Here is a 26795-nt window from a genome sequence, read left to right as displayed (position 1 = left end):
TTACATCGCACGAAGAAAATTGCCCTTTATTTTCGAGGAGTCGACTGCCCTCCGCTCCAATCAACCTGCTTAATAGTGGTAGCTATATCTATATCTATAAAGTCTTTATAACATGCTTGGAAGTTATAAAGCACCAAATTAGCGAAGGAAATACACGGAGACTCCTTGAAAAAAGAAGACCACTTTTTTCTGCGTGCGATGTAACCCTGCCGAGGCGCTCCTTGTCCTGCGGGTAGAAGAGCATCGGTGAGACTGCTTTGTGCGTCAGCACGAAGGAGGCTCACCAGCTCCCCTAAGGTGCGCGTAGTGTATTTCTGCAGCGAGAGTTAAGCACATTAATCTGAATTCAAATTATTAAGAGTTTCTATCAACTGTAAATCTTTAAAAGCAACAAACAATACGAAAAGAGCCTTTTTTTAAAGGCTTTTCCAATGAATTCCCTCCTTATATGAGAATAATTTTTCCCATCATTCGATTTTAATAAATAACACACTAATTAGGGGTACAAATCTCATAGCGTTTTGTACCCCTAATTTTATTGATATGACAACATTTATTTGTTTTTAACAAAGTATATAAGGTTATGTATAATCTGTAATTAAGGTGCTAAAACGAGTGTTAAAAACTAATATGTAAGAATGGGTTTTGAGTTTGGAAAGAGCTGGTGCAGACATTAAATCCGTTAATTGATCGAAAAGAGCCAATTTAAAACATAAGCGGACATCAGATTCCTTATATAGTTAAATAGTCATTATTTAGTCGGGATATCCATGAAATAACGGAACATATGTCCACGAAAATACTCAAATACATTTATTTAAAGAAATAGCGGAACGTATGTCCATAATCAGACCACTATTAAACTAGCTGGTCCTTAGTTGAAGAAGAAAATTAAATATCACGTTATAAAACGCGCAGAATATTTTCTGAGCGTATTAGTTGCTATTTATACTGTTAAATACGGGTAAAGTCATTTTAATAGCAACAATCTTTTAGAAAAGAGCAAAAAAGGAACGAGATGGTTTTCCCACTTCCCAGTTCTCCGATTTATCTATCCCCCAAACAAATATATTGCATATTACAATATAATTAGATTTATAGTATAATAATTGATAGGCTAATTAATTTCTGGGAGGTTACAAGACATGCCTATACCAATAAATCATGAAAAACCAACTAGACAATCTGCAAAAGAAAGCGCATTTAATCAACTACAGCAATGGATTATAGACGGGACATTACTCCCAGGCGAAAAAATTAATGATACAGAATTAGCACAAGCATTGGGAGTCAGCAGAACTCCAGTACGAGAGTCACTGCAACTTCTGGAAGCACAGGGATTCGTCGAGATGTTCCCTGGGAAAGCAACACAGGTGACAGAGATTGAAAGAAGCTCTATCAAGGAACTCTTACCACCTTTAGCAGTTTTACAAGCATTATCAGCAGAATTAGCAATTAACCATCTAACTGACGAGACAATAAGTTTGCTCGAAAATACAAATAGTCGATTTGCAGAAGCCATTCAATCGAAAAATTATTATTCTGCCTTGAAAATCGATGAACAATTCCATGACATTATTGTTGACGCTGCTAATAATAAGTACATCAAAAATTTAATCGAATCGTTACAAGCACACGTAAGAAGGCAATTCTTCCACAATTCAATTATCTTAACGGAACATTCTATTGAAGATCACGCTAAAATTATTGAATTGATGAAAAACAAGGATGTTGACACCCTAACGGCCATAATGAAAGAAAACTGGCTGCGAACTATTGAGTTATTTCCAGGTGTTGAATGAACTAGCTTGAGCATAAAAAAGACCGGCTTAGTTAGCCGGTCTTTTCCTATTTTTTTAAAAGATTTTATACTTCTTGTGCTGTAGTTACTTTTTGCACACGAGCAATAATTCCTGTAATTACGATTACGATAAGTGCAGGCACTAACCATCCAAGTCCTTGTCCATAAAGTGGTAATACTTGTTCATAGAAGTTAACGACTGGCACCATCCAACTAAAATAGTCAATTCCTAATGAATCACATAATGATTTAAGTCCATCAAAGATACTGATTAATAATGTAACAACGGTTGTTGCTACATAAACCATTCGAGCATGATTAAACAATGGTGATAAGAATGTTAATAGCATCAGGACGATAGCTAATGGATAAAGGAACATTAACACTGGAATAGAGAAAGAAATAATATTCGCTAATCCAAAGTTAGCTATTACAAATGACAATGTTGTAAAGAAGACAACTAAGGTTTTATAACTGAATTTTGGAAGTAATTTATTAAAATACTCTGCATTTGCTGTAATTAAACCTATTGCAGTTGTCATACAGGCAAGAATGATAAGTACTGCTAATAGCACAGACCCTATTGTTCCGAAATAGTGTGCACCAGCTCCACTTAGTACCGGACCACCTGTTTCAAATAAGCCTAGTGTTGCTGTACTTGTTGCACCAAGATAAGCAATACCTACATAGATGGCACCTAGTAATATGACTGCAATAACTCCTGATTTAGCTGTTGCAGATAATACTTCTTTTCTTGAAGTAACTCCAAATGACTTGACTGTACCGATAACGATGATACCAAATACTAAGGAAGCAAGTGCATCCATCGTGTTATAACCTTCTAGAAATCCTTTCATAAACGCACCACTTGCATACGCTTCTTCAGGTGCTTGTGCTGCCCCCATCGGGTTTACGAACGCTGTAATTAATAGAACGGCCAGTAATACTACTAGAGCAGGAGCCAATATTTTACCAACATTATCAACAAGTTTTGCTGGGTATAATGAAAATAAAAGAACTATTGCAAAGAATACTAACGTAAAAATGAACAGAATCAATTGTAGAGAACCATCACCTACAAACGGAGCAAGTCCTACCTCAAACGCTACTGTTCCTGTACGTGGAATAGCAAAAAATGGTCCGATTGTTAAGTATAGTAATGCTGTAAAGAAAATGCCGTATCCAGGGCTGACTCTACTTGCAAGATCCTGCAAATCTCGACTGCCGGAGAATGCCATTGCTAGAATACCAAGAAGTGGCAATCCGACACCAGTAAGTAAAAAGCCAATAGCTGCTGGTCCAAGGTTCGTACCGGAATATTGACCTAGCTGAGCTGGAAAAATTAGATTTCCTGCTCCAAAGAAAAGAGCAAATAACATAAATCCGATTGCTAAATAATTTGAAAATGGAAGTTTTTCCTTCATTTTTGTTCCCCCCAAGACATGATGTAATTTAAAAACGATAAAAATGTATGCAATATATTGGATGAAATCTATGATACTATCTTCCTAAATAAAATGCAATATATTTTCATTAAATTTTTTGATAATTTTCGCAAGGAAGTACTAATTTGATAATTCAGAACTATAAAACGGTTTAAATAAAGGCTCTTTTCTAAATAAATTGTAGCTTTTTTACCTTACATTTTATATAGAATCCTGATTAACTTAATTAAAAATAAATGTGTAATGTAGTGCGTTGTTGATTTCCGCTCCGGGCAGTCGCTTTCCGTAGCGGATATAAAGCACTATTCTTAATTAAATAAATCAGGAGTTTCTATCAAAAAATCTTCAAAAGCAACAAACTATACGAAAAGAGCTAACTAAATCATTTAATAAGGTAGACACATCAAGTAAAACATTATAACATTTATCTAACTTACCATAATTTAAAAAGGGGTTCGAAAATGGAATTATCAAATCGTATGAAACAATTGCCAACGCAATTTTTTGCTAGCCTTGTTCAAAGTGTTAATGCAGCAATTGAAGAGGGGCGGGATGTCATTAATTTAGGTCAAGGTAATCCAGACCAGCCTACACCAACGCATATAGTAAAAGCACTACAGAAAGCTGCAGAAGATCCGAAAAACCATAAATACTCTCCCTTTAGCGGAACATATGAATTTAAACAAGCAGCTGCAGACTTTTACAAACGAGAATACAATGTTGATATTGATCCGAATACGGAAGTCGCTATTCTCTTTGGAGCTAAAGTGGGCCTAGTCGAGTTACCCCTAACCTTAATGAATGAAGGGGATTTAATGCTACTTCCTGATCCGGGTTATCCTGATTATTTATCAGGTGTTAGCTTGGCAAATGTTAGATATGATACGATGCCATTACTCTCCAGGAATAATTTTTTACCAGACTATCACGCACTTACTCCAGAACAGAAAGACGAAGCTAAATTACTCTACTTGAATTATCCTAACAACCCCACAGGGGCAACAGCAACTGTTGATTTTTTCCAGGAAACAGTTCAGTTAGCATCTCAACATGAGATTGGTATTGTTCACGATTTCGCTTATGGTGCAATAGGCTTTGATGGACAGAAGCCAGTTAGCTTTCTGCAAGCCGAAGGAGCAAAAGAAGTTGGTGTGGAACTCTATACATTATCAAAAACGTATAATATGGCCGGTTGGCGAGTGGGATTTGCAGTGGGCAATTCCACAATGATTGAAGCCATTAATTTACTGCAAGACCATTTGTTTGTTAGCTTATTTCCCGCAGTACAGGAAGCTGCAGTTACTGCATTAACCAGTGAACAATCCTGTGTAGAAAATCTTATAAGACTCTATGAAAATAGACGCAAAACCCTTATTTCTGAATGTCAACGAATTGGCTGGGATGTAGAAGCACCAAAAGGCTCGTTTTTCGCATGGCTTCCTGTTCCAGATAACTATACTAGCGAATCATTTGCTGAACTTTTACTGGATAAAGCAAATGTTGCTGTTGCAGCAGGAAATGGTTTTGGAAAATATGGCGAAGGATATGTACGTGTTGGGTTATTAGTAGAAGAAGATCGATTAAAAGAAGCAATAGAACGAGTGGAAAAACTAGGTATCTTTTAGATTAACTTTCATGTTATTTAAGTTATTGTATTATATATCACTTTTGAAAAATGCCCACAAATTTAGGCTTAGAGAAATGTCTCTAAGCCTAAATTTGATAAAAACTTGTTAAAAGCAACAATCTTTTAGAAAAGAGCCATTACTTAAACCTGTTTAATCTTCCATATATCAGAAGCATACTCTCGAATGGTTTGATCACTGGAGAATTTTCCTGAGTAAGCGATATTAGTCACACTCATATTCATCCACGTTAGACGGTCACGATATGCTCGCTCAACTAATTCATGTGTCTCTAAATATGGCTCAAAATCTTTTAACACGAAATATGGATCATTATGATAAAGAATATTGTAAAAAATATCCTTAAATTCTATATCATGAACTCCAAATGCACCCTGGTTTAGTTGATCAAGTATTCTTTTCACCCGATCATCTGTATGGTATATATCTCTTGCATTATAACCACCATTTTGATAGTACTCTAACACCTCATCTGCCGTTAGGCCAAAAATAAAAATATTATCGTCTCCTACCAAGTCACGAATCTCAATATTGGCTCCGTCCAATGTACCAAGCGTTAGTGCTCCATTCATCATCATTTTCATATTTCCAGTTCCTGATGCCTCTTTACTTGCTGTTGAGATTTGCTCACTAATGTCTGCCGCAGGAATAATTCTTTCAGCGAGACTAACATTATAATTCTCCAGAAAAATAACCTTTAACTTTCCTTGTATACTTGTATCATAATTTACAATCGATGCTACTGTATTAATTAGCTTAATAACTTCTTTGGCTAGATAATAACTTGGTGCTGCCTTTGCACCAAAAATAAAGGTACGTGGTGTCATATCCTGATTCGGGTTTTCCTTCAGTTCGTTGTATAAATAAATGACATGAAAGATGTTCAATAGTTGCCGTTTATATTCATGCAGTCGTTTTATTTGTACGTCAAAGATAGATTGATCATCAATAAGAATTCCTGTTTGTTGATGGATATAGTTGGCTAGCAATTTTTTGTTTTCATGTTTCACCTGATCAAATTGCTCTAATAGTGCTTTATCATTCGAATATTTTAATAAGCTAATCAGTTGTTTAGGCCGCTTGATCCATTGTGACCCTATTACATCTGAAACGACCTCAGCAAGTTTTGGATTCACTTGAAGCAACCAGCGCCGGTGTGTTATTCCATTCGTTTTATTATTGAACTTATTTGGAAAAAGCGAATAAAAGTCCTTCATCTCTTTCTTTTTTAAAATCTCTGTGTGAATACGTGCCACACCGTTTACACTAAAACTACTAACGATTGCCAGTCTTGCCATATGAACTCTGCCATAGGAGATAATGGCCAATTCAGGAATCTCATCTCTTAATTCTTCGTGATCAAACCAAATAGATTGACAAAAGCGCTCATTAATTTCCTCAATAATCATATATATTCTCGGCAGTAAATCTTTTATCATTTCCTCTGGCCAAGTCTCTAAAGCTTCACTTAGAGTTGTATGATTGGTATAAGCAAAGACATTGGTCGTTACTTTCCAAGCAGCATCCCATTCCATTCTTTCATCGTCCATTAATATTCGCATCATTTCTGGAATAGCTAAACTTGGGTGTGTATCATTAATTTGGATAACCACCTTTTCCGGTAATTTGCTAAGAGGAAGGTGATAACTCTTCTTGAATTTTTTGAGGATATTTTGAATACTGGATGAGACAAGGAAATATTGTTGTTTTAGTCGTAATTCTTTGCCTTCATAACTTGAGTCATCTGGATAAAGAAACCCAGATATTTGCTCAATAGAATGTTGATGATCTAAGTCATGATAGAACGCTTGATTTTCTTCCATCCGTTCATTCTCTGTTCCTGGAATAGGTTCTGCACTCCATAACCTTAACGTGTTAACAACGTTATTTTTATATCCCACCACCGGAATATCATACGGAACTGCCATAACCTTATCCGTATTTTCATATTTGAATTCCAAAGATCCATCATTTCTTTTAAACATATGTACCTTTCCTTGAAACTGAATGACAACAGACTCTTCTTCATTTCTTGTTTCCCATGGATAGGGATTCTTCAGCCAATAATCTGGAAGTTCCACTTGATTACCGTGTATAATTCGTTGCTCAAACAATCCATATCGATAACGGATCCCGAAACCATGGCCAGGGTAATATAAGGAAGCTAATGAGTCGAGGAAACAAGCAGCCAGCCTTCCTAACCCACCATTACCAAGTGCCGCATCACGTTCCTCTGCAAACACATTTTCCGTATGAAACCCTAATTCTTCCAATGCTTCCTTTGCAGCATGGAGCATGCCATAGTTAAGAAGGTTGCTTTCCAAAAGCCGTCCAATCAAAAATTCCATTGATAAATAATAAACTTGTTTAGAACGCTTCGAAGCATACTTTTGATTAGTATTAAACCAGTTAGGGATGATTTCCTCATTTACAATCGAGGCAAGCGCATAATAAACATCTTTATTCGTGGCATTTGCTACTTCCATTCCATTTTCAATGATTAATCTTTTTTCTATTCTTTCTTTCAAATCACTAGCAGTTATCTGTGGCAATTACATCTCTCCTTATCCGTAAATAGGAATTGGTACTAATTGCTCATATAATCTTCTATACTCATATGCAGAGTCCTTCCAGCTAAACTGACTATTGTTTACATTTTTTATTAGTTGCTGCCAATGATCTGGATGATGGTATATACTCAGAGAATACATTAGAACATTCAGTAAATCATGTGCATTGTAATTCGTAAAACTAAACCCGTTCCCTTCTCCCGTTATCTCATTATAGGAGAAAACCGTGTCCTTTAGTCCGCCAGTTTCCCGAACAATCGGAACTGTTTTATATTGCAAAGCAATTAACTGAGCCAAGCCACATGGTTCGAATTTTGATGGCATCAAAAAGAAATCAGCACTTGCATATAGTCTTCTTGCTAATCCTTCATCAAATGTTAAAAGTGTTTTTACCTTATTTGGATAACGATAAGCTAATTCATCAAAGTAATGTTCAAATTCTTGTTCACCTGTTCCTAAAATGATAAATTGAACGTCTTCTTGCAAAAATTCATCTAATATACGTTGTACAAGATGGAGGCCTTTTTGCTCCACAAGCCTTGTAACAATGACATATAAAGGCTTATCCAAATCCATCTGATAGTCTAGTTCTTCTCCTAGAGCTAATCTGTTTTCTATCTTTTTAGACCTGGCTGATCTGTATTTTATTGGGAGATTGGAATCTGTCAATGGATTGTAGTCCCTCGTATCTATTCCATTCAAAATCCCTATAAGGTCCTCGTTTCTATCTAATAGGATTGATTCGAGCCCCTCACCATAATAGGCGTATTTAATTTCTTCTGCATAGGTAGGGCTTACCGTCGTAATTTTATCTGCGTGAAATAAAGCCCCTTTCAGGCAATTAAGCGTACCATTCCATTCAATCCCACCTATATGTTTACTATCCAAATCGAAGAAGTCATTAAATATGTCAATAGGCATTATCCCCTGATATTTGATGTTATGAATAGTAAAGACTGTTTTCATCTGATTAATCGGTTTACGAATATTCGCCAGTACTACAGACATCGCTGCCTGCCAATCATGAGCATGGAGAATTGCTGGTTTAAAATCTGTATGTTTTAGAAATTCAATGACAGCGTGACTATAATAAACAAAGCGCTCGCCATCATCATAGTATCCATAGACACCTTTTCTTGTGAAATAATAATCATTGGATATAAAGTAATAGATTACCTGATTATGTTTTAATGTATATACTGTTGCATCCTGATTTCGCCAGCCAAATGGAACATCAAAAGCAGTAAGGTACTCCATTTTATCTTTCCATACCTCTGGTATCTCATCATATAAAGGTAAAATAACACGTACCTCCAGCTGCTCAAGCTGATTTAATGCTTGTGGAAGGGAACCTATCACATCTGCAAGTCCTCCCGTTTTTATGAAAGGAGTGGATTCCGAGGCAACAAATAATATGTTCTCCATTTGATATCTTCCCTTTCTTGATTATATATAGCTCTCCTTATATTTCCTGTCTCTTAGCAACTACATATGGTTTGTCTTTTGAACCAATAATCTGCTGTCCTTTTGTCACATGAACATCTTTATCTAATATGACATTTTCTAAATAAACATCTTCATCAATCTCGCAGCGTTGCATTATGATAGAATTCTTTATAGTAGCGCCCTCATTCACTTTAACGCCTCTAAACAGAACACTTCCTTCTACGTCTCCATCTACTAAACAGCCGTTTGCTAGAATAGACCTTTTAACCATGGATTGATTATGATGCTTGACTGGTGGATTATTAGATATCTTTGTTCGTATAAAAGTAGGTTTAAAGAATAAGTTACGATAATTCTCCTCATCCAATAGATTCATATTATGACGATAATAACTTTCAATAGAATTTATAAATGCAGAATAACCTTTATGTCGATAAATCTGAACCTTTAAATTCGATAACTTGTCTTTAATTCCATGAACAAAAAAGTTATCAAAGTTATACGCAATGCAGTAATCTACTAATTCCCTCAATAATGATTTATTAATGATGTATGTCCCTGTAAAGAGAGTTGGATTCCTACGTTCATTCGTTATATTTTGAACCCAGCCTAAGTCGTCAGCTTGAATGCGGTAATATGGTGTATGTTCCTCTTTTAATTCATCTACGGAAGTGGAAATTAACGTAACATCAGCGCCTCGATCTAAATGCAATTTAAATGCTTCTTTATAATCTGTATTTGCGATAAATTGACTTCCGCTAATTAAGACATACTCCGACTTCCCGCGGTCAAAATAATCTCTATTATTATGAAAAAACTGTAAGTCTCCTTTTGATACATCAGTAGGGTCATTCCAGTCAGGAGGAAGGATATACAAACCACCGTTCCTGCGGTCCAAATCCCAGTTTTCTCCAGTTCCAAGATGGTCAAGAAGGGAGCGGTACTTAGATCTAGCAAATATTGCTACCTCATGTATGTCTGAATTCACCATGTTAGATAATGCAAAATCAATTAATCGATAACGGCCTGCAAAAGGAATCGAGGCATTGTTTCGAAAGTAAGTCAATTCATTGAATACATGATGTTCATGCTCTAAATTAATCAGTCCCATCAACGTCTTCATCGCTGTTCCCCTCCTGTCATAGCCAGCATTCCATCCAATATATCCTGATTAATAACTACAGGTTCCCCATCATCCCCTGCAGAAATATTCGTTCCTTCAGGTATTTCTGTGTTTTCCATCACAATTACACGCCTTAGTACACTATTGGAACCTACTGTTACGCCAGGATGCAAAATAGATTGTTCAATCGTACTGCCAGTTTTCACTTCAACATCTTTGAATAAAATCGAGCTATCAATTTTCCCCTTAACAAAACATCCTGAATTTATCATGGAATGGTGAACCTCTGCACTTTCTCCGATAAATTGAGGAGGAAAGTTTGAATCATTGGTGGATATTTTCCAGTTTCGATTAATCAAGGCACTTCTTCCCCATCCCTCATCCAATAAGTCCATATTCGCTTCCCAATAGCTTTGAACTGTACCAACATCTTTCCAATATCCTTCAAATCGATAGGCATAAAGTCTTCTCTCTTCTTCCAGCATGGCAGGAATAATATCCTTTCCAAAATCATGACTGGATGTCGTTAGCCGTGCATCCTTCATTAAATATGCTTTCAACGTTTCCCAAGTAAAAATATAAATTCCCATGGAAGCTAAGTTGCTTTGAGGTTGGTCTGGCTTTTCTTCAAATTCATAGATACGCATATTTTCCGTAGTATTTAAAATACCAAATCTTGACGCATCCTCCCAAGGGACTTCAATAACAGAAATCGTTGCATCTGCATTAGATTGTTTATGCTGATTCAGTAATTTCCTATAATCCATTTGGTATATGTGGTCACCCGAAATAACAAGAACATATTCCGGATTATATTGATCAATGAAATGGATATTTTGATAAATAGCATCCGCTGTACCAGAATACCATTCCCCACCAGTCTTGGCTGTATAAGGTGACAGTACCGTTACCCCACCATTCCTTCTATCCATATCCCACGGCTTTCCATTTCCAATATGTCTATTCAGTTCAAGCGGTGAGTACTGTGTTAATACTCCAAGTGTTTGTATATTTGAGTTAGAACAATTGCTTAAAGTAAAATCAATGATCCGATACATTCCTCCAAATGGCACTGCTGGTTTTGCAATACGATTTGTTAATGCACCTAATCGTTTTCCTTCTCCCCCTGCTAAAAGCATACCTACACATTCTTTCAAACTACCCTCTCCTTCATAATATCTATATTTTTAAATAGTGTCATAGCTAATGGTGGTATTTTTACCTTTATATGTTGCGGCAATCCATGCCACTTTTCTGGAAAACTAAAATGTTCTTTCTCGTTTAATTGTCCTGATCCCCCGAATTCTTTCTTGTCAGAATTGAAAACTTCCTGATATATCCCGGGAATCGGGACACCAATTTTATAATCGTAATACACGTTTGGAGTGAAATTGCAGACAACGATTAGTTCTTCGTTTTTTTCTTTACTCTTTCTTCTAAAAGCAATGATACTTTGATCTACATTATGTGGGTCTATCCATTCAAATCCATTTGAATCATGGTCTAATTCGAAAAGCTCTGGATATCTTTGATAAAAATGATTTAACGATTTGACATAGTTGTATATTCCCTCGTGAAGTGGGTAATTCAAAAGATGCCAGTCTAACTCTTCTTTATCCTTCCATTCTGCATACTGCCCGAACTCTCCTCCCATAAACTGCAAACTCTTTCCTGGATGACAGGTCATATATCCATACAATAACCTTAGATTGGCAAATTGCTGCCACTGATCTCCTGGCATCTTATCAAGTAATGACTTTTTCCCATGAACCACTTCATCATGGGATAGTGGCAAAAGAAAATTTTCCGAATTAGTATACATAAAAGAAAAGGTTAATAGATTATGATGCCATTTACGATGTACTGGGTCTTTTTTCATATAGGTAAGCATGTCATTCATCCAGCCCATATTCCACTTATAATTAAATCCCAGTCCACCTGAATGTGTTGGTGCTGTTACCATTGGCAAATCAGAACTATCCTCTGCCATCATTAATGTGTTTGGTTCATAGGAAAAGATAACTTTATTCAGTTTACGGATAAAGGCGAATGCTTCTAAATTCTCCTCCCCACCATAGGAATTATAAATCTTATCCTCCCAATCAGATCGGTCAAAATTCAGATAAAGCATACTTGCTACTGCATCGACTCGTATTCCATCTATGTGATACTCTTCCAGCCAAAATAAGGCATTGGAAATTAAAAAGCTTTGGACTTCAGGTCTGCCAAAATCAAAACTAAGGGTACCCCATGATCTTTTCTCTGCCTTTTTTGGGTCAGCATATTCATATAGAGGCCGCCCATCAAATCTCCGTAGTGCAAAGTCATCCCTACAAAAGTGACCAGGAACCCAGTCCATAATGACACCAATATCATTTGCATGACATTGATCGATAAAGTATTTAAATTCATTACGATTTCCATACCGAGCAGTTACCGAAAAATAACCAGTAATTTGATAACCCCAAGATAAGTCAAATGGATGTTCAGCTAGAGGCAATAACTCAATATGGGTAAATCCTAACGACTTCACATAAGGAATTAATTCTGTCGCTAATTCCTTGTATGTATAATATTCTCCTGAATCCTTCTTTTTCCATGTTCCTAAATGAACTTCATAAATAGACATAGGTGATGCATAAGGTTTATAGTGTTTCTTTTTGTCTAACCAGTTTTTATCTTTCCATTCATATGTAGAGACTTCTGGAGTTAACGACGCTGTTTTTGGTCGAAGTTCTGATTGAAGTGCATATGGATCTGATTTTAACCTCACCTCATCATCTGAAGATATAATATGATATTTATAGGCTTGGTTAGGGGATACATCTGTAAAAAAGCCAACCCAAAGTCCTTCTATTGTGAGTCGTTCTAACAAGTGGGACTCTTTATTCCAATGGTTAAAATCACCTACAACAGAGATACTCTTCGCATTAGGGGCCCAAACAGTAAAACGGAATCCTTTTTTACCTTCCCATTGGATAAAATGACATCCTAGAAATTGTTGACTATGGTAATTTGTCCCTTGATGAAATAAATAAATGTCCTGTTCTGATATATGATACTTCAAAAACGATGATACCTCCTTAAACCAATAGGCAGGAACCCGACATAACGAAAATAATGCGGAAATACCTTTTAATATAGGAATAATTATAGGATGAATAACCATTCACTTCAATGAAATTTCTGAAGATTCGTTCGACAAATGTCGCTAATTTAAAGTTAATCCGCTCTATTAATGTCGAAAACTATTAAGCTCCAGTAAACTCTGTTTAATGTATGGAATAAAAGGTTATTATCGTTTTAAAGAATACGTATATTTGCATATTTAGAATATCTACATATACTAATATGCATAGATACTAAGAAGGAGTTGCTTCCTGTGAAAAATCAAGTTGCATGGATTGATAATATACATGAATTATCCGTTATTGGTGATGTTAAAAAATTACTGGGTCAAAATCATTATCCAACTATATATTGGGAAGCAAAAGAGATCTACATTCAAACAAAAGTAGAACAGGTTATCGATGAAAAAATGATTAAGATTCGTTTTCATGAAGAACTGCCAATGGGCGAGAATTTGTATCTCCATTGGGGAGATACAAAGATTCCAATTTTTCCAGGATCCATTGTTCGAACGAATTGGTTTGATGAAAAGTATGCTAATCTTGATACAGAACTAGGTGCCATTTGCGACCGTTTGCAAACTACTTTCTCTGTTTGGGCTCCAACTGCGGTATCTGTTGACTTAATATTAAATGATCAGATCTATCCTCTTAAGAAGCATGAAAGAGGAATATGGAAATTTCTAATTGAAGGTGATTGGCATGGCTATCCCTATGAATTTCAAATCACCGTAAATGGACAAACAAGATGTGTCAATGATCCTTATGCTAAATCCATGCTGCCAAATAGTGAAAAAGGAATCATTGTTGACTTATCAAGAACGAAACAATTGAGTGGAGAGACGAACTCAAGACCTAAAATGGAACATCTGCAAGACAGCATTATTTATGAACTCCACGTTAGAGATGCCACTATTCATAAAGATAGCGGGGTTAAAAGTAAAGGGAAATTTATTGGTTTAACAGAAAAAAATACGAAAACTGAAAATAATTTTACAACTGCTCTTTCCTATATAAAAGAATTGGGAGTTACACACGTTCAACTTTTGCCTATCAATGATTTTGCTAGGGTAGATGAACTTCATCCAGATGGTTCTTATAACTGGGGATATGATCCTCTTTATTTCCAAGCTCCTGAAGGCAGTTATTCTATATTTCCAGAGGACCCCATTGCCCGGATAAACGAGTGTAAATTGATGATTGAAACTTTCCACCAGGAAGATCTGTCCGTAATATTAGACGTTGTGTATAACCATGTTTTCATCATGGAGGAATCTACATTTGAAAAGATGGTTCCAGGATACTATTTCCGTTATCATCCAGACAGAACACTTAGCAATGGAACTGGAGTCGGAAATGATTTTGCATCCGAACGAAAAATGGCAAGAAAATTCATCTTAGATACAGTTGATTTTTGGCTAAGAGAATATCAAGTAGATGGTTTTCGTTTTGATTTATTGGGTTCACTAGATATAGATACAATGACACAGATCGCAGAACGATGTAAAAAAGAGTCCACACCAATCATGCTATTAGGTGAAGGATGGGATTTGCCAACTGCTCTTACAACTCATCAAAAGGCAACGAACACAAACTCTCATATGCTAAAAGACATACATTTCTTCAATGACTTTTTTCGGGATACAATCAAAGGCAGCTTATTTCACCATGATGATACTGGTTTTATAAATGGAGATGGACATTTTAAGGAGAGGTTGCCACATTTACTTTCAGGATGCGTTCTTGAAGAGTTTGGCATTCCTTTTGTATCGGAAGTATCGCAAACCATTAATTATGTGGAATGCCATGATAACCATACATTATGGGATCGTCTTTTACTAACGAATCCAAGGGCCACTGAATTGGACCGAAAGAAAATGCATCAGCTTGCAACAGGACTGACGCTACTAAGCCAGGGAGTACCTTTTCTTCATGCAGGACAGGAATGGTACCGCACCAAACAAGGAGTTGAAAATAGTTATATTGCAAAGGATGAAATCAATCAGTTGGACTGGGGGAAACGAGAGCTCGAAACAGAAAATATCCGCTTTGTGAAACAATTGATATCATTAAGAAAGAAATATGAGGTTTTCCGATTAAAAACAAAAAATGAAATACGTCGCAGATTCTATGTTTTAGAAACTCCTAAACCAGTTATTGGAATAACTTTACTAGGAGATGAGGCTGATTTTTCTGTATATGCCAATCCGACAAAGAAGAGTTATACCCTACAGCTTCCTTCTCCAGGGCAATGGAAAATTGCTGTTACCAATATAAAGAAAAAAGAATACAGTCTGATCATAGGTGAATATGCTTCCATTGATCCTTATGAATTGATGGTAGTGCAAAAATCCCGCAAAAAGATTGGCAGAATGGTGGAAGCCAATTTTATTGGAAATGCAGAAAAGTAATGCTTTATAAGCACCTAAATATGAACATTAGCATCTAACGCACAAACATTAGAAAACTTGGCTGTCGCCAAACCTTTCGGCGACAGCCAAAGCCCGCCTTATGCAGGAAGAAAGTATTGTATTCTCCTATCTGCCTAAAAAAGCGAACAGTTCTCATAAAGACCTGTTCGCTTTCAAACTTATTCCTTTACACCAAGCAATCTGAGTCCATTTGCTGTTACGAGAAGAGTAGCCCCCATATCTGCTAAAATTGCGATCCATAACGTGAGCCATCCTGGTACAACTAATAGTAAGGCAACTAATTTTATCCCGATTGAGAATGTAATGTTTTGTTTAATAATTGCTAGTGTTTTTCTGCTTAGTTTCACGGTAAATGGCAGTTTACTCAAATCATCTCCCATTAATGCTACGTCGGCTGTTTCAAGTGCTGTGTCTGTACCTGCACCGCCCATTGCAATCCCGACTGTAGAGGCAGCTAATGCAGGAGCATCATTAATTCCATCGCCAATCATTGATACACTGCCATATTCATTGTTTAATTTTTTCACAGCAACTAACTTATCTTTTGGAAGTAATTCAGCTTCTACATCTGTAACCCCTACTTGATTTCCAATGGCCTGTGCTGCTTTTTGATTATCTCCAGTTAGCATAATCGTTTTATGAACTCCCAATCGATGGAGTTTTTCAATCACTTTACTGCTTGTTTCCCTTACCTCATCTGCAACGGCTACTACAGCAAGTATTTCATCATCTGTTCCAGCAACCATGGCTGTTTTACCTTGATTCTGGAACGCAGTAATACATCTTTCAACTTGTTCGTCTAGCGGTAGTGTGATTTCTTTAAATAAATTTGGGCTGCCAATGTAGTATGTCTGCCCATAAATTGTGCCTTTAATCCCTTTTCCGGTAATCGATGTAAAGTCTTCCACTGGAACTTCCTTATAGGAAACATTTTCTTTATCCGCCTTTGCAGCAATAGCAGATGCAAGTGGGTGCTGAGAGCGATACTCCAGAGCTGTTATTAAGGCTAATATTTCTCGCTCATCAGCAGTTTCATCAAACACCTTAAAATCTGTTACTGTTGGTACTCCTTTTGTTAAGGTACCTGTCTTATCAAAAGCAATAGCCTTGATTGCGCCCATTTCTTCCAGATAAACACCACCCTTTACAAGAACACCGTGTTTAGCAGCATTTCCAATGGCTGTCACTATAGATACCGGTGTGGAAATTACAAGTGCACAAGGACAGCCTACCACTAAAACTGCTAATCCTTGGTAAACCCAAGTTTCCCAGCTACCGGCAAACAGAAGTGGTGGAATCACTGCAACTAAGGCTGCGATAACCATAATGATGGGTGTATAATATTTAGCGAATTTATCAACAAATGCTTGGGAAGGTGCTTTTTCTGCTTGAGCTTCTTCAACTAAATAGATAATTTTTGAAATAGTCGTATCTTCTACTAATTTATTTACTTTTACTTCCAGTAGTCCTTCTTCATTAATGGTTCCAGCAAACACTTCATCATTTAACCTTTTTTCAACCGGAACAGACTCCCCTGTAATAGCCGCTTGATTTACTGCTGAATGACCATTAACGACAACACCGTCCATTGCAATCTTTTGACCAGGCTTAACAATCATAATATCGCCAATTGCAATGTCCTCCACACCAACCGTTATTTCTTCTCCTTTTCTTCTAATGAGCGCTTCATTTGGGGCAATATCCATAAGTGAGCGAATCGACTGTCTCGCTTTATCCATCGAATAACTTTCTAGGGCCTCACTTATAGCAAAGAGAATAACAACAACTGCTCCCTCTGCCCATTCGCCTATCAGAGCTGCACCGATAATTGCAACAGTCATCAATGTCTTCATATCGAAATCTAATTTACGCAAGTTTTGAAAGCCGACAATAAATAAAGAATAGCCACCCATCACGATAGCGGCAAGGAAAAGCAAAACGGTCACCAAATTATCCTCGCCATTAACAAATTGGGAGATGTAGCCAAATACAACAAATAAAAGAGAAGTTAGTAATGTACTATATTTACTAAGAAAAGACACTTTCTCCTGACTCTGCTCATTATTTTCGGGTCTGCTTTCTCCTCGTTTTCTTTCTGGCGTTACCTTTAAGTTTTCAAACGCCCCTGCTTTTTCCAGCTCATCTACAGTTACTTCACCATATACAGAAATTTTTGATGCTCCAAAGTTAACCTTTGCATCATAAACTTGAGGTAACTCTTTTACATTTCTTTCAAATTTCCCCGCACAATTTGCACAAGAGAACCCCTGAACCAGGTAGGTATGTTTCTGATCTTTTACAACTTCATCAGCCAATTTCAACTTCCTCCTTTCTTCCTGAGAAGGCAAATTGAATTAATTGTTTAACATGTTCGTCATCAATAGAATAGAAAACCAGTTTTCCGTTTTTACGATATTTTGCCAACCCTATATTCCTTAACAACCGCAAATGATGAGATGCAGTAGCTGTTGTCGCACCAACAATATTAGCTACATCACATACACATAACTCATTTTCCATAGAAAGAGCATAAGCGATTTTTATTCTTGTATCATCTGATAAAGCTTTAAATATCTTCGCTACTTCCAAAGTATTTTGTTCAGAAAGATTTTGTCTTACACTTGTTACCTTTTCTTCATCAATACATGTTATCTCACAGACATCTTTACCCAAAGGAATCCCCTCATTCAAATACTTGTTTGATTATTAGTTTATGTAAAGTGAATACAAAATGCAACCAACTTCTTCCATTGATTTAGCAGTATTCTAAAACATCCAGTGTTTGATATACTTGGTATAATAGTTTTATATGAAATCGAAAGAAAGGTACTAGTCCTAACGAATGCTTTACATTGTTTAACAGAAAGAAAGGGAAGTGTGCGTAATTGATAGAAAATACAGGGCTTTTGTTAGAAGGCGGGGGGATGAGAAGCGCCTATACGGCTGGAGTTCTAGATTTATTCCTTGATAAATGCATCGAATTCCCTGTCGTCGCAACTGCTTCGTCAGGTGCACTGATTGGCAGCTCCTATATCACAAAACAACGAACTCGTAACTATAAAATTCTAGAGGAAGTGACGAACCATAAAGATGCGGTATCTATCAAAAACTGGATCCGTAACAAAGAAATATTTGGGATGGATTATATATTTGATAAAATTCCTCGTGAAATTGTCCCATTAGATCTTGTGGCCTTTTTAAATTCACCGACTAAATTTATTATTGGAACAACCAATATTCATACCGGTGATCCAGTTTACTTTGATAAATACCAATCACAAGAGGAACTATTTACTATTACTCGAGCTTCCTGTTCCTTACCTGTGTTAGCACCGAGTATTACATATAATAATATGGAATTAATGGATGGGGGAGTATCTGACCCTATCCCGATACGACCATTAGTTAAGCAAGGTATGAAAAAACATATTGTTGTACTTACTAGAAATAGAGGGTATATCAAAAAAGCAACCAAATTAAATTGGTTTTTTAAACGAATCTTTAAAGATAAACCTGAACTTATTAAGATACTTCGTGACAGACATCAAATATATAACGATACAATGAAGCAAATCTATGAAATGGAAAAAACAAATGAAGTCTTTATCATACAACCTGAACAGCCATTAACCGCAACCAGATTTGATAATAATAAGGAAAAGCTTAAGAATTTATATTTGCAAGGATATACAGAAGCTGAAAGCAAGTATAGCCAGCTTGAACTCTTTCTTGAAGCCAAAGATAACATCAAACCTTTTGTTTCTGGAAATGTGCCATCTTAAATAAAGGCTCTTTTTTTACATTTTATTTAAAATATGGATTACTATAATTAAGAATATTGCTATATAACCCGCTACGGAAATACACTACGCTCTTCGCGGGCAGCTGGTGAGCCTCCTCGTGCTGTCGCACTGCGGGGTCTCACCTATGCTTTTGCTCCCGCAGAAGTCTCCGTGTATTGCCTTCGCTAATTTGGTACTTTTTAAATTTTTGCATGTAACTTTGCATAAATATATTGATCACTAGTAAGCTGGTCGATTGGAGTGGAGTGCAGACGACTCCTGCAGGAAAAAAATGTGCACATTGTTCGTTTTCTGAGTTAAACACTTTAGTTATGTCCAAACCTCTTTATTGGTTATAGATATCTCATATATACATTCTACACTAAGATTTATTTGGTTCTTCTATTTTCTGCACTTCATATTGATACCCTAAGTATTGATAACCCTGCCTCTTATACATTTCTTTTGGAGTGTCCTCTCCATCTGCAACGAGTATGATCGTTTTATCAGAGAACTTATCCATTACATATTGCTGCAACCTGCTTCCTATTCCTTTTCTTTGCACAGCTTTTTTTACTTCTAAACCATCAATTTCTGCGGTCTCATCAGAAATAATCACATCCATGCTTCCCACAGGCTCCCCCTGATAATAAGCAATTATCTGCATAATGCCCGAATCAAAATAATGCTTCGTATTTAAATCTATCTTCTGCTTAGCAAAGTCTTCTCCAAACTGCCTATCTATTTCATATTGCAATTTGATATATGCATTAAAATTCTGTTCGTTCACTTCCTGAATGTCAATTTCTGGATGGTTATCAACTGCAGGGAAGTTTTCCGGCTGAATAGCATACAGCTCTAAAAAACCAATATCATACTTCTGGAAACGAAGATAAGTAAGTATTTCCTCACATGGTTTTTCGTTTTCAGGAAAGTAAAACTTCACATGTTGCTGGTTATGCTTTTTATGAAAGTCTCTAAGATATGTCTCCGCCTCTTGTAGTTTGATAAGAGAAGGCATTTTCTTAAATTCTATAAAATTACTATCATAACGAATAATCATTTCAGGGTAATGTACTTGTTTATAAAGTTCATTTTCTACTATCACATTTCCTATAATATTAATATTTTTAAATGTAATTTCCTTCATCCTAATATTCCCCTCTATATTCATACTACTTTTGCTCAATTTCCCCCCCTACCTAGTAGGGATAGTAAAAATTTCCTGAACTCCTGTCCATCTATTCAAATATTAAATTTGTTTCCCTTGATAATCAAGTCGATAAATTAAAAAATGTTCGTATGGATTTCGTTCATATAGACCCGGCAATTTTATCTCCTTAACCAAATTAAAGTATGTTTCATTATCCAAAAAGTAAATATAATCATCATGTGCATAATATAAAATTAATTCTAATTCCCGGTCTGTTTCTTCTACCGAAATTAATATATTCTGAATTACTTTACGGAAAATCTGAATGGAAAATGGATGAAAGAAATAGAAGCGATTATCTGTTTCCTTAATCTTATAGTCCTCAGCCAAACAACTAAGGAATTGAATTTTATCAGTATTCCGCTTCCACTTTTTTAAGTATTCATTCTGGTTAATTAACGCTTTTTCATGGAAATCCTTATTCATTTCAATACCAACAACTGATGCGTGATAAAAATAATGGACGAAGAAATTTAACCTTCCCATTCCACATCCAAAATCAACTATACGATCGTTTTCTTTGATTTCATATTCACTGAATAGTTTCTCTAGGGCACTGTACGGTGTGGGTTCATACGGATGGTAATGGATAGATGCGCCCGAGGAGTTGTTCCTGTCTCTCCTTGTCCTGATGTTCAGCAATTTATCATAGTAGTATTCTTTCATATTATCTCTCCAACTATAATTTCATTCCTCTTATCATATCGTTATTCTCCCGTACTGTAAAATAACCCTCTTAATTTATTTTGTATTCTGAAAAGTTATCTTATATAATAGTTTAAAATATAATAGAAAGAAGCGGGGATTAACATGGGAAAAATTCAGAAAGTCGTATTAGTTGGTTTAGGAGCTATTGGTGCATCATACGGTAGTAAATTACAAACATTATTAGGCCAAAACTTTAAAGTCATTCTCAACCAGGAAAGGTTGGTACGCTATCAAAATACCGAATTTAAAGTAAATGGAACGAGACAGCAGTTTAATTACATTCTTCCCGAGATAGACTCTGACCCAGCGGATTTAGTCATCATAGCAACTAAAAATGCAGAACTTAATCAAGCGATTGAACATGTTAAAAGTCATATAGGACCTAGTACCATTATACTTTCTCTATTAAATGGAATTTCCAGTGAAGAAGAAATCTATGATGCTACTGGAAGTGATCATATCCTCTATAGCATGTGTGTAGGGATAGATGCCTTGAGAGATGATTTTTCTGTTCGCTACACAAGTATTGGGAAAATATGTTATGGAGAGAAAGATAAATCCGTCTCGGAAGATGTCCTGGCAGTAGAACAATTATTCACCGAAGCAGGAATTCCTTATGAGATTTCTGAAGACATTTGGCACACCATTTGGGCAAAGTTTATGTTTAATGTTGGAATTAATCAAACCTCCGCTGTACTAAAGGCCCCGTACGGATACTTTCAGCAAATTCCTGCACTTCATGAATGGATGGAATCCGCCATGTATGAAGTTGTAGCTATTTCTAAGAAAGCTGGTGTTCATTTAACAGAGGAAGACGTTAAACATTATCGCCCTATTATACAAAAACTTTCACCTGACGGGCAGACGTCGATGCTACAAGATATCCTAGCTAACAGGAAAACGGAAGTAGAGCATTTTGCCGGGAAGGTTTGCGAGCTAGGCAGGAAATATAATATTCCAACACCTGTGAATAACCAACTATTTAAGATGATACACATAGTGGAGAAAATGGCAAAAGTATAGAAAAGAATTATTAAAGAGGACACGCGAGTTCTAGCGTGTCTTTTTAATCTCTTTCACTTGTTGCATCTGCAACGACTGTACAAGGTGCATCATTCTTCATGGCATCTACCTATTCCGTATCCCAATCCACTGCAAGCACTTCATCCCCAAGATGATATAATTCCTTGCAGACACTCCTTCCAAACCCGCAAAGGCCCAAAACAAGAAAATCCTTTCTCATTTTTTTACCCCATCTCCATTAAATGGATACGTTCCTATATGTTTATTTCTGATTTTGCTTTACCAGATGTTTAACAGAATAAACTGGATGATATAACAGCATCCATTTGCCGCTATAACGCATGACACTTTTTATCTTTTCTCGATACTCCGGTCGATAGCAATGTACTTTACAATTCGAACAGGCGCTTTTCTTTTCACCGAATCTGCATAATGATAACCTTTGCATACAATAGTTTAATAGATCATTACATTCATCACATAAATCATGTTGATGATGGTGTTTTTTTCTGCAATATATATGAATCATTTTCGATACTGTTTCTTTTTCATCTTGAATAACGGGACCATTATTTAGCTCCCTTCTTGCCATCGTCCATCCCTTCTTTCATAAAATGATAATAATCCTACTTTCATGATAAACCACTTTCACTTTAAATTTGCTTGATTCATGCTAAAATTCATATATTGTTCATTTTTTCACAATTAAATATATACATAGCTTTGATACGTTGTTAACAGTATATTTATGATTAATCGGGATGTTAATGCTAAGCCAGTTCAATTGATGGGGGAGTGGGATGTATCGGTTGGGTTCGGGTGCTATCAACCGCGATGTAGGCTCTATCAACCGCTTTTCACTTTCTATCAACCGTCTCGCGGGCTCTATCAACCGCGCTCCACTTTCTATCAACCGCCACGTGCGCTCTATCAACCGCGTTTCACTTTCTATCAACCGCCACGTGCGCTCTATCAACCGCGTTTCATTTTCTATCAACCGCCACGTGCGCTCTATCAACCGCGTTTCATTTTCTATCAACCGTCTCGCGCGTTCTATCAACCGCGTTTCACTTTCTATCAACCGTCTCGCGGGCTCTATCAACCGCGCTCCACTCTCTATCATTCGCAAAGTGCTCTCCATACCATATAAAAAAGACGAAACCATCTCATTCCGCCTCTTAACCTTCGATAATTTTCACATAGAACATTCTTCTTCTCGGACCATCAAATTCACAAAAATAGACACTTTGCCAAGTACCAAATATAGGGTGTCCATTTGAGATTATGATGGTTTCACTAGCTCCTACTACGGATGACTTCATATGGCCATCTGAGTTCCCCTCCATGTGAATATACTCCTGCTTATTAGGGAAGGTCTCATTTAGACCTAATTTTAAATCTGTTTTTACATCAGGATCTGCATTTTCATTTATTGTAATTGCCGCTGTTGTATGGGGACAATAAATTACCATCATCCCTTCCCTCACCCCACTCTTAGTAAGTGCTGTTTCTATATATCGGTCAATATTAACAAAATCCTGCTTTTCACTGGTCGTGATATTAAATGAATAAAGGTTTTTGCTCATTGAAACTATCCTCCAAGTTAAAAATGTCTTTTCATCATCATATTATCATTAATAAATAATTATAGAAAAGAATTGTCCATTCTAGGTATTTTATTCCAATTATAGTTAAAAATAATCGTAACAATTTTAAATGAGGTGAATAAAAATGTTGAAATTACATACGGAACTAGAAGGACAGCAGGGATACTTCGGAGATATATCAAAAAAACTGAAATCAATGGGACTTACTTTATGCGGAAGCTGGGAATATGACGGTGCCTTTTTTGATGCCTTACTGTGGCGAGAAAATGGTGAATCCATCTATTTGCGAATTCCTTTTCATGTACTAGATGGTGAACTGGACCGTCCGGATGCTTATATCGAGTTCCGAACTCCTTTTGTTATTAAACATGTCGTGAATTTTGGATTAGATAAAGATGAAAATTCTTTACTATCCGCTACAGGATTTAATCAATTTCAAAAACCCCTTGATCCTGATGGAAAGATTCATGATAAAAGTTATTGGGAAAAAACTGGAGAACAAGTAATCGAACAAGTGATGAATAAAGTTCGAGTTTCCTAAAGATAATTTACATATTTTTAGGAATGTTTAAGAAAAACAATCGTAAATATTTAGTAATGAATATAATGTACTGAGGCAGAAAGCAATAAAGCCTTCATGAAGTAACTCACTCTTATTAAAAAGGAAGGGAAAAATGTCAAAATTAAAGGTATTAAATTATTCGTTCCAAAACCTAAGCCAGAAGAACATGTCATTTGAACAGGTATTCAGTCACATTGTTCAGTTCATGGAAAAAGACCGAATTGGAAACTATCGTTTAATGTTTGGAACAGATTCGCAAGTACATGGTTACTACACAAAATTTATCACCGGAATTGTCATTCAGCGTGAGAAAAAAGGGGCATGGGCTTGCATTCGTAAAATAATCGTACCTCGTAAAATGACAAACCTTCACGAGCGCATATCATATGAAACTACCTTAACGGAAGAAGTCGTATCAATGTTTACAGAAGAAAGAAAAGACCAGCTAATTGATATTGTCCTCCCTAATATCTATAAAGGTGCATCCTTTACTATAGAAGGACATATTGACATTGGATCAGGAAATAGGAATAAGACCAGAATCTTTGTAAATGAAATGGTATCAAGAATGGAATCAATCGGTGTAGAACCAAAAATTAAACCCGATTCTTTTGTGGCGAGTTCCTACGCAAATCGGTACACCAAGTAAGGTTGAAGCGAGTATATACACCTCATAATCCTTAGGTCGTATTTATTTCTAAATACGGCCTCCAATTATTGCTTAAACACTTTTACTGCGATATACTTCTATCAAACTTCCTATTTTTCGAATAATAATAGAAAGTAGGCTTTTTTTATGTATCATTTTGTTGAAGAAAAAATCAAAGAATCTATTGATAACGGTGAATTTGATGATCTTCCCGGAAAAGGAAAACCACTTCATTTAAAAGAAGAGTTACAAGGTTTGTCTCCAGAAATAAGAAGAGCATATAAAATTTTAAAAAATGCAGGTTATATTCCTGAGGAACAAGAAAAAAAGAAGCGTTCTCTCACATTTAATGATTTATATACTTTTGCAACTGGTAAAACAAGAAAAACGGAATCATTGCAGAAAAAGCAATTGGAAGAATTGGTAAAGAAAAGAGAATTGCAGAAAAACCAAACTTTCCGTACCTATGCTCAAAAGATATACAAAAAGTTATTAAATTTACAAAATTAATGTTTCAGATTTGGAAACTTCATGTTCGCATAATATAATGAAACTTAGTAGATTACTATGTTCAGGTTGGAAAGGAGCCTTTATTTGTCAAAGTTTCTCACCACTAAACGGATTATCATTGCAGTCGTTATCATATTATTAGCTGTCTTACTTTATTTCTATTCATCGGCATTTATGCCCTTTATTTTGGCCATGTTTACTGCCTTTATATTAGAGCCCTTGGTAAGACTAATTCAAAGATATTTAAAGTTTAAAACCCGATTACCAGCTGTGGTGATAACCTTTGTTTTTTATGTGTTAACCATTGCATTTATCTTTTATTTAGCAATTACTCGAGTCGTTAATGAAACGATTAATTTTGTAGAGAGATTGCCTTATTACATAATTGAAATAAACTTTTTTATTGAAAATATGCTGGAAAGCCTAAATAAAACAGCAGCGGGATTGCCTCCTATCTTTATTGATGAAATGGAAAAACAAATGACCAGTGTGCTGGAATGGGCAACTACCTCTGCCCAGCAAATGATACCTGTTTTAGCAGGTTGGATACAAGGCATTCCTAATATGATAGTTGTAATTATTATCTATTTAATTGCCTTATTTCTTATTAGTATTGATTTACCTAAATATAAGCAAGGATTTTATGCAAGATTTGAGAAGGATAATGCGGAAAAAGTGCAGTACATGTTGCAGCGTTCCACTCGATTTTTTACTGGGTTTTTTAAAGCACAGTTTCAGGTAAGTATTATTATCTTTATCGTTTCTTATATCGGTCTACTTATTATCTCTCCAGAAAATGCATTAGTTATGGCGATAATCATTTGGCTGATTGATTTTATTCCTATTATTGGATCCATCGTCATTTTAGCACCCTGGGGGTTATTTCACTTATTAGCAGGTGATGTCAATACCGGAATTCAGTTATTATTCCTTGCTGCTATTCTGTTAATTATTAGAAGAACTGTCGAGCCAAAAATCATGGGGGATCAAATTGGACTACCTCCATTATCAACCTTAGTTGGGTTATGGTTTGGCTTATATTTCTTTGGTATCTTTGGACTCATCATTGGACCACTTGCCATCATCGCTATACTATCAGCTAAAGAAGCTGGTCTCATTAAATTGGACTTTAAAATATAGAGTTGCGTTC

General features: G+C 36.0%; 22 protein-coding genes. 9 read left to right on the top strand and 13 right to left on the bottom strand.

Translation table 11 applies throughout. The features are described 5' to 3' along the window. Window positions 1-1145: 1145 nt before the first annotated feature. On the top strand, window positions 1146-1802 hold the full coding sequence (locus D8M06_RS18315; RefSeq protein ID WP_121206028.1) for a GntR family transcriptional regulator: 657 nt from the start codon (window positions 1146-1148) through the stop codon (window positions 1800-1802). A gap of 64 nt (window positions 1803-1866) precedes the next feature. Here the strand turns inward: D8M06_RS18315 and brnQ are convergent, their stop codons facing one another. Next, complete coding sequence (gene brnQ, locus D8M06_RS18310) at window positions 1867-3225, bottom strand: branched-chain amino acid transport system II carrier protein (protein ID WP_121206027.1); 1359 nt, start codon at window positions 3223-3225, stop codon at window positions 1867-1869. 482 nt (window positions 3226-3707) lie between these two features. On the opposite strand from brnQ, the gene D8M06_RS18305 reads away from it, so the two are divergent. Next, entirely contained in the window at window positions 3708-4871 is a 1164-nt protein-coding gene (locus tag D8M06_RS18305) for a pyridoxal phosphate-dependent aminotransferase (protein ID WP_121206026.1), read from the top strand. Window positions 4872-5014: 143 nt separating this feature from the next. Here the strand turns inward: D8M06_RS18305 and D8M06_RS18300 are convergent, their stop codons facing one another. From D8M06_RS18300 to glgB, 5 genes are read right to left on the bottom strand one after another with little or no spacing between them, the layout of a single operon-like run. Then, complete coding sequence (locus D8M06_RS18300) at window positions 5015-7444, bottom strand: glycogen/starch/alpha-glucan phosphorylase (RefSeq protein ID WP_121206025.1); 2430 nt, start codon at window positions 7442-7444, stop codon at window positions 5015-5017. 12 nt (window positions 7445-7456) lie between these two features. After that, window positions 7457-8887 (bottom strand): glycogen synthase, encoded by a 1431-nt coding sequence (locus tag D8M06_RS18295; RefSeq protein WP_121206024.1) that lies wholly within the window; start codon window positions 8885-8887, stop codon window positions 7457-7459. A 37-nt stretch (window positions 8888-8924) separates the two neighbouring features. Continuing rightward, complete coding sequence (gene glgD, locus D8M06_RS18290; protein WP_121206023.1) at window positions 8925-10031, bottom strand: glucose-1-phosphate adenylyltransferase subunit GlgD; 1107 nt, start codon at window positions 10029-10031, stop codon at window positions 8925-8927. Beyond that, the gene (locus D8M06_RS18285) at window positions 10028-11188 is read right to left on the bottom strand and encodes a glucose-1-phosphate adenylyltransferase (RefSeq protein ID WP_241558993.1); all 1161 of its coding nucleotides are present in this window, start codon (window positions 11186-11188) and stop codon (window positions 10028-10030) included. The genes glgD and D8M06_RS18285 overlap by 4 nt, the downstream gene beginning before the upstream one ends. Further along, entirely contained in the window at window positions 11185-13098 is a 1914-nt protein-coding gene (glgB, locus tag D8M06_RS18280; RefSeq protein ID WP_241558992.1) for a 1,4-alpha-glucan branching protein GlgB, read from the bottom strand. The genes D8M06_RS18285 and glgB overlap by 4 nt, the downstream gene beginning before the upstream one ends. Before the next feature lie 315 nt (window positions 13099-13413). Between glgB and pulA the strand changes: the two genes are divergently transcribed. After that, window positions 13414-15570, top strand: coding sequence for a type I pullulanase (pulA, locus tag D8M06_RS18275; protein ID WP_121206021.1), 2157 nt, complete (start codon window positions 13414-13416; stop codon window positions 15568-15570). A gap of 179 nt (window positions 15571-15749) precedes the next feature. On the opposite strand, the gene D8M06_RS18270 is transcribed toward pulA, so the two are convergent. Continuing rightward, on the bottom strand, window positions 15750-17912 hold the full coding sequence (locus tag D8M06_RS18270) for a heavy metal translocating P-type ATPase (protein ID WP_421904736.1): 2163 nt from the start codon (window positions 17910-17912) through the stop codon (window positions 15750-15752). Continuing rightward, a complete protein-coding gene (locus D8M06_RS18265) occupies window positions 17899-18264 on the bottom strand; it encodes an ArsR/SmtB family transcription factor (protein WP_121206019.1) in 366 nt (121 codons plus the stop codon). The genes D8M06_RS18270 and D8M06_RS18265 overlap by 14 nt, the downstream gene beginning before the upstream one ends. 212 nt (window positions 18265-18476) lie before the next feature. On the opposite strand from D8M06_RS18265, the gene D8M06_RS18260 reads away from it, so the two are divergent. Further along, the gene (locus tag D8M06_RS18260) at window positions 18477-19373 is read left to right on the top strand and encodes a patatin-like phospholipase family protein (RefSeq protein ID WP_121206018.1); all 897 of its coding nucleotides are present in this window, start codon (window positions 18477-18479) and stop codon (window positions 19371-19373) included. Window positions 19374-19755: 382 nt separating this feature from the next. Here D8M06_RS18260 and D8M06_RS18255 read toward each other — a convergent pair whose 3' ends face one another. Both D8M06_RS18255 and D8M06_RS18250 read right to left on the bottom strand, forming a co-directional pair. Continuing rightward, window positions 19756-20523, bottom strand: a complete 768-nt coding sequence (locus tag D8M06_RS18255) for a GNAT family N-acetyltransferase (protein WP_121206017.1) — start codon at window positions 20521-20523, stop codon at window positions 19756-19758. Window positions 20524-20625: 102 nt separating this feature from the next. Further along, entirely contained in the window at window positions 20626-21252 is a 627-nt protein-coding gene (locus D8M06_RS18250) for a methyltransferase (RefSeq protein WP_121206016.1), read from the bottom strand. A 144-nt stretch (window positions 21253-21396) separates the two neighbouring features. Between D8M06_RS18250 and D8M06_RS18245 the strand changes: the two genes are divergently transcribed. Further along, a complete protein-coding gene (locus tag D8M06_RS18245) occupies window positions 21397-22317 on the top strand; it encodes a ketopantoate reductase family protein (protein WP_121206015.1) in 921 nt (306 codons plus the stop codon). A 262-nt stretch (window positions 22318-22579) separates the two neighbouring features. Here D8M06_RS18245 and D8M06_RS18240 read toward each other — a convergent pair whose 3' ends face one another. The 3 genes from D8M06_RS18240 to D8M06_RS18235 form a co-directional block, all read right to left on the bottom strand. Then, on the bottom strand, window positions 22580-22909 hold the full coding sequence (locus D8M06_RS18240; RefSeq protein WP_121206014.1) for a nitrous oxide-stimulated promoter family protein: 330 nt from the start codon (window positions 22907-22909) through the stop codon (window positions 22580-22582). Window positions 22910-23008: 99 nt separating this feature from the next. Next, complete coding sequence (locus D8M06_RS19765; RefSeq protein ID WP_147404995.1) at window positions 23009-23482, bottom strand: hypothetical protein; 474 nt, start codon at window positions 23480-23482, stop codon at window positions 23009-23011. A gap of 13 nt (window positions 23483-23495) precedes the next feature. Further along, window positions 23496-23903 carry a secondary thiamine-phosphate synthase enzyme YjbQ gene (locus tag D8M06_RS18235; RefSeq protein ID WP_121206013.1) on the bottom strand — a complete coding sequence of 136 codons (408 nt, stop codon included), beginning with the start codon at window positions 23901-23903 and terminating at the stop codon, window positions 23496-23498. Window positions 23904-24048: 145 nt separating this feature from the next. On the opposite strand from D8M06_RS18235, the gene D8M06_RS18230 reads away from it, so the two are divergent. From D8M06_RS18230 to ytvI, 4 genes are all read left to right on the top strand, one after another. Beyond that, window positions 24049-24465: a YugN family protein gene (locus D8M06_RS18230; protein WP_121206012.1), complete on the top strand. Its 417-nt coding sequence runs from the start codon at window positions 24049-24051 to the stop codon at window positions 24463-24465. A 133-nt stretch (window positions 24466-24598) separates the two neighbouring features. Next, window positions 24599-25135, top strand: coding sequence for a ribonuclease H-like YkuK family protein (locus D8M06_RS18225; RefSeq protein ID WP_121206011.1), 537 nt, complete (start codon window positions 24599-24601; stop codon window positions 25133-25135). A gap of 147 nt (window positions 25136-25282) precedes the next feature. Beyond that, a complete protein-coding gene (locus D8M06_RS18220; protein ID WP_121206010.1) occupies window positions 25283-25645 on the top strand; it encodes a DnaJ family domain-containing protein in 363 nt (120 codons plus the stop codon). Window positions 25646-25729: 84 nt separating this feature from the next. Then, on the top strand, window positions 25730-26785 hold the full coding sequence (gene ytvI, locus D8M06_RS18215; protein WP_121206009.1) for a sporulation integral membrane protein YtvI: 1056 nt from the start codon (window positions 25730-25732) through the stop codon (window positions 26783-26785). The last annotated feature ends 10 nt before the right edge of the window (window positions 26786-26795 follow it).

It is taken from the genome of Oceanobacillus halophilus, from assembly GCF_003628505.1.
Classification (GTDB): domain Bacteria; phylum Bacillota; class Bacilli; order Bacillales; family Amphibacillaceae; genus Oceanobacillus; species Oceanobacillus halophilus.
This window is presented reverse-complemented; position numbering and strand designations above follow the sequence as displayed.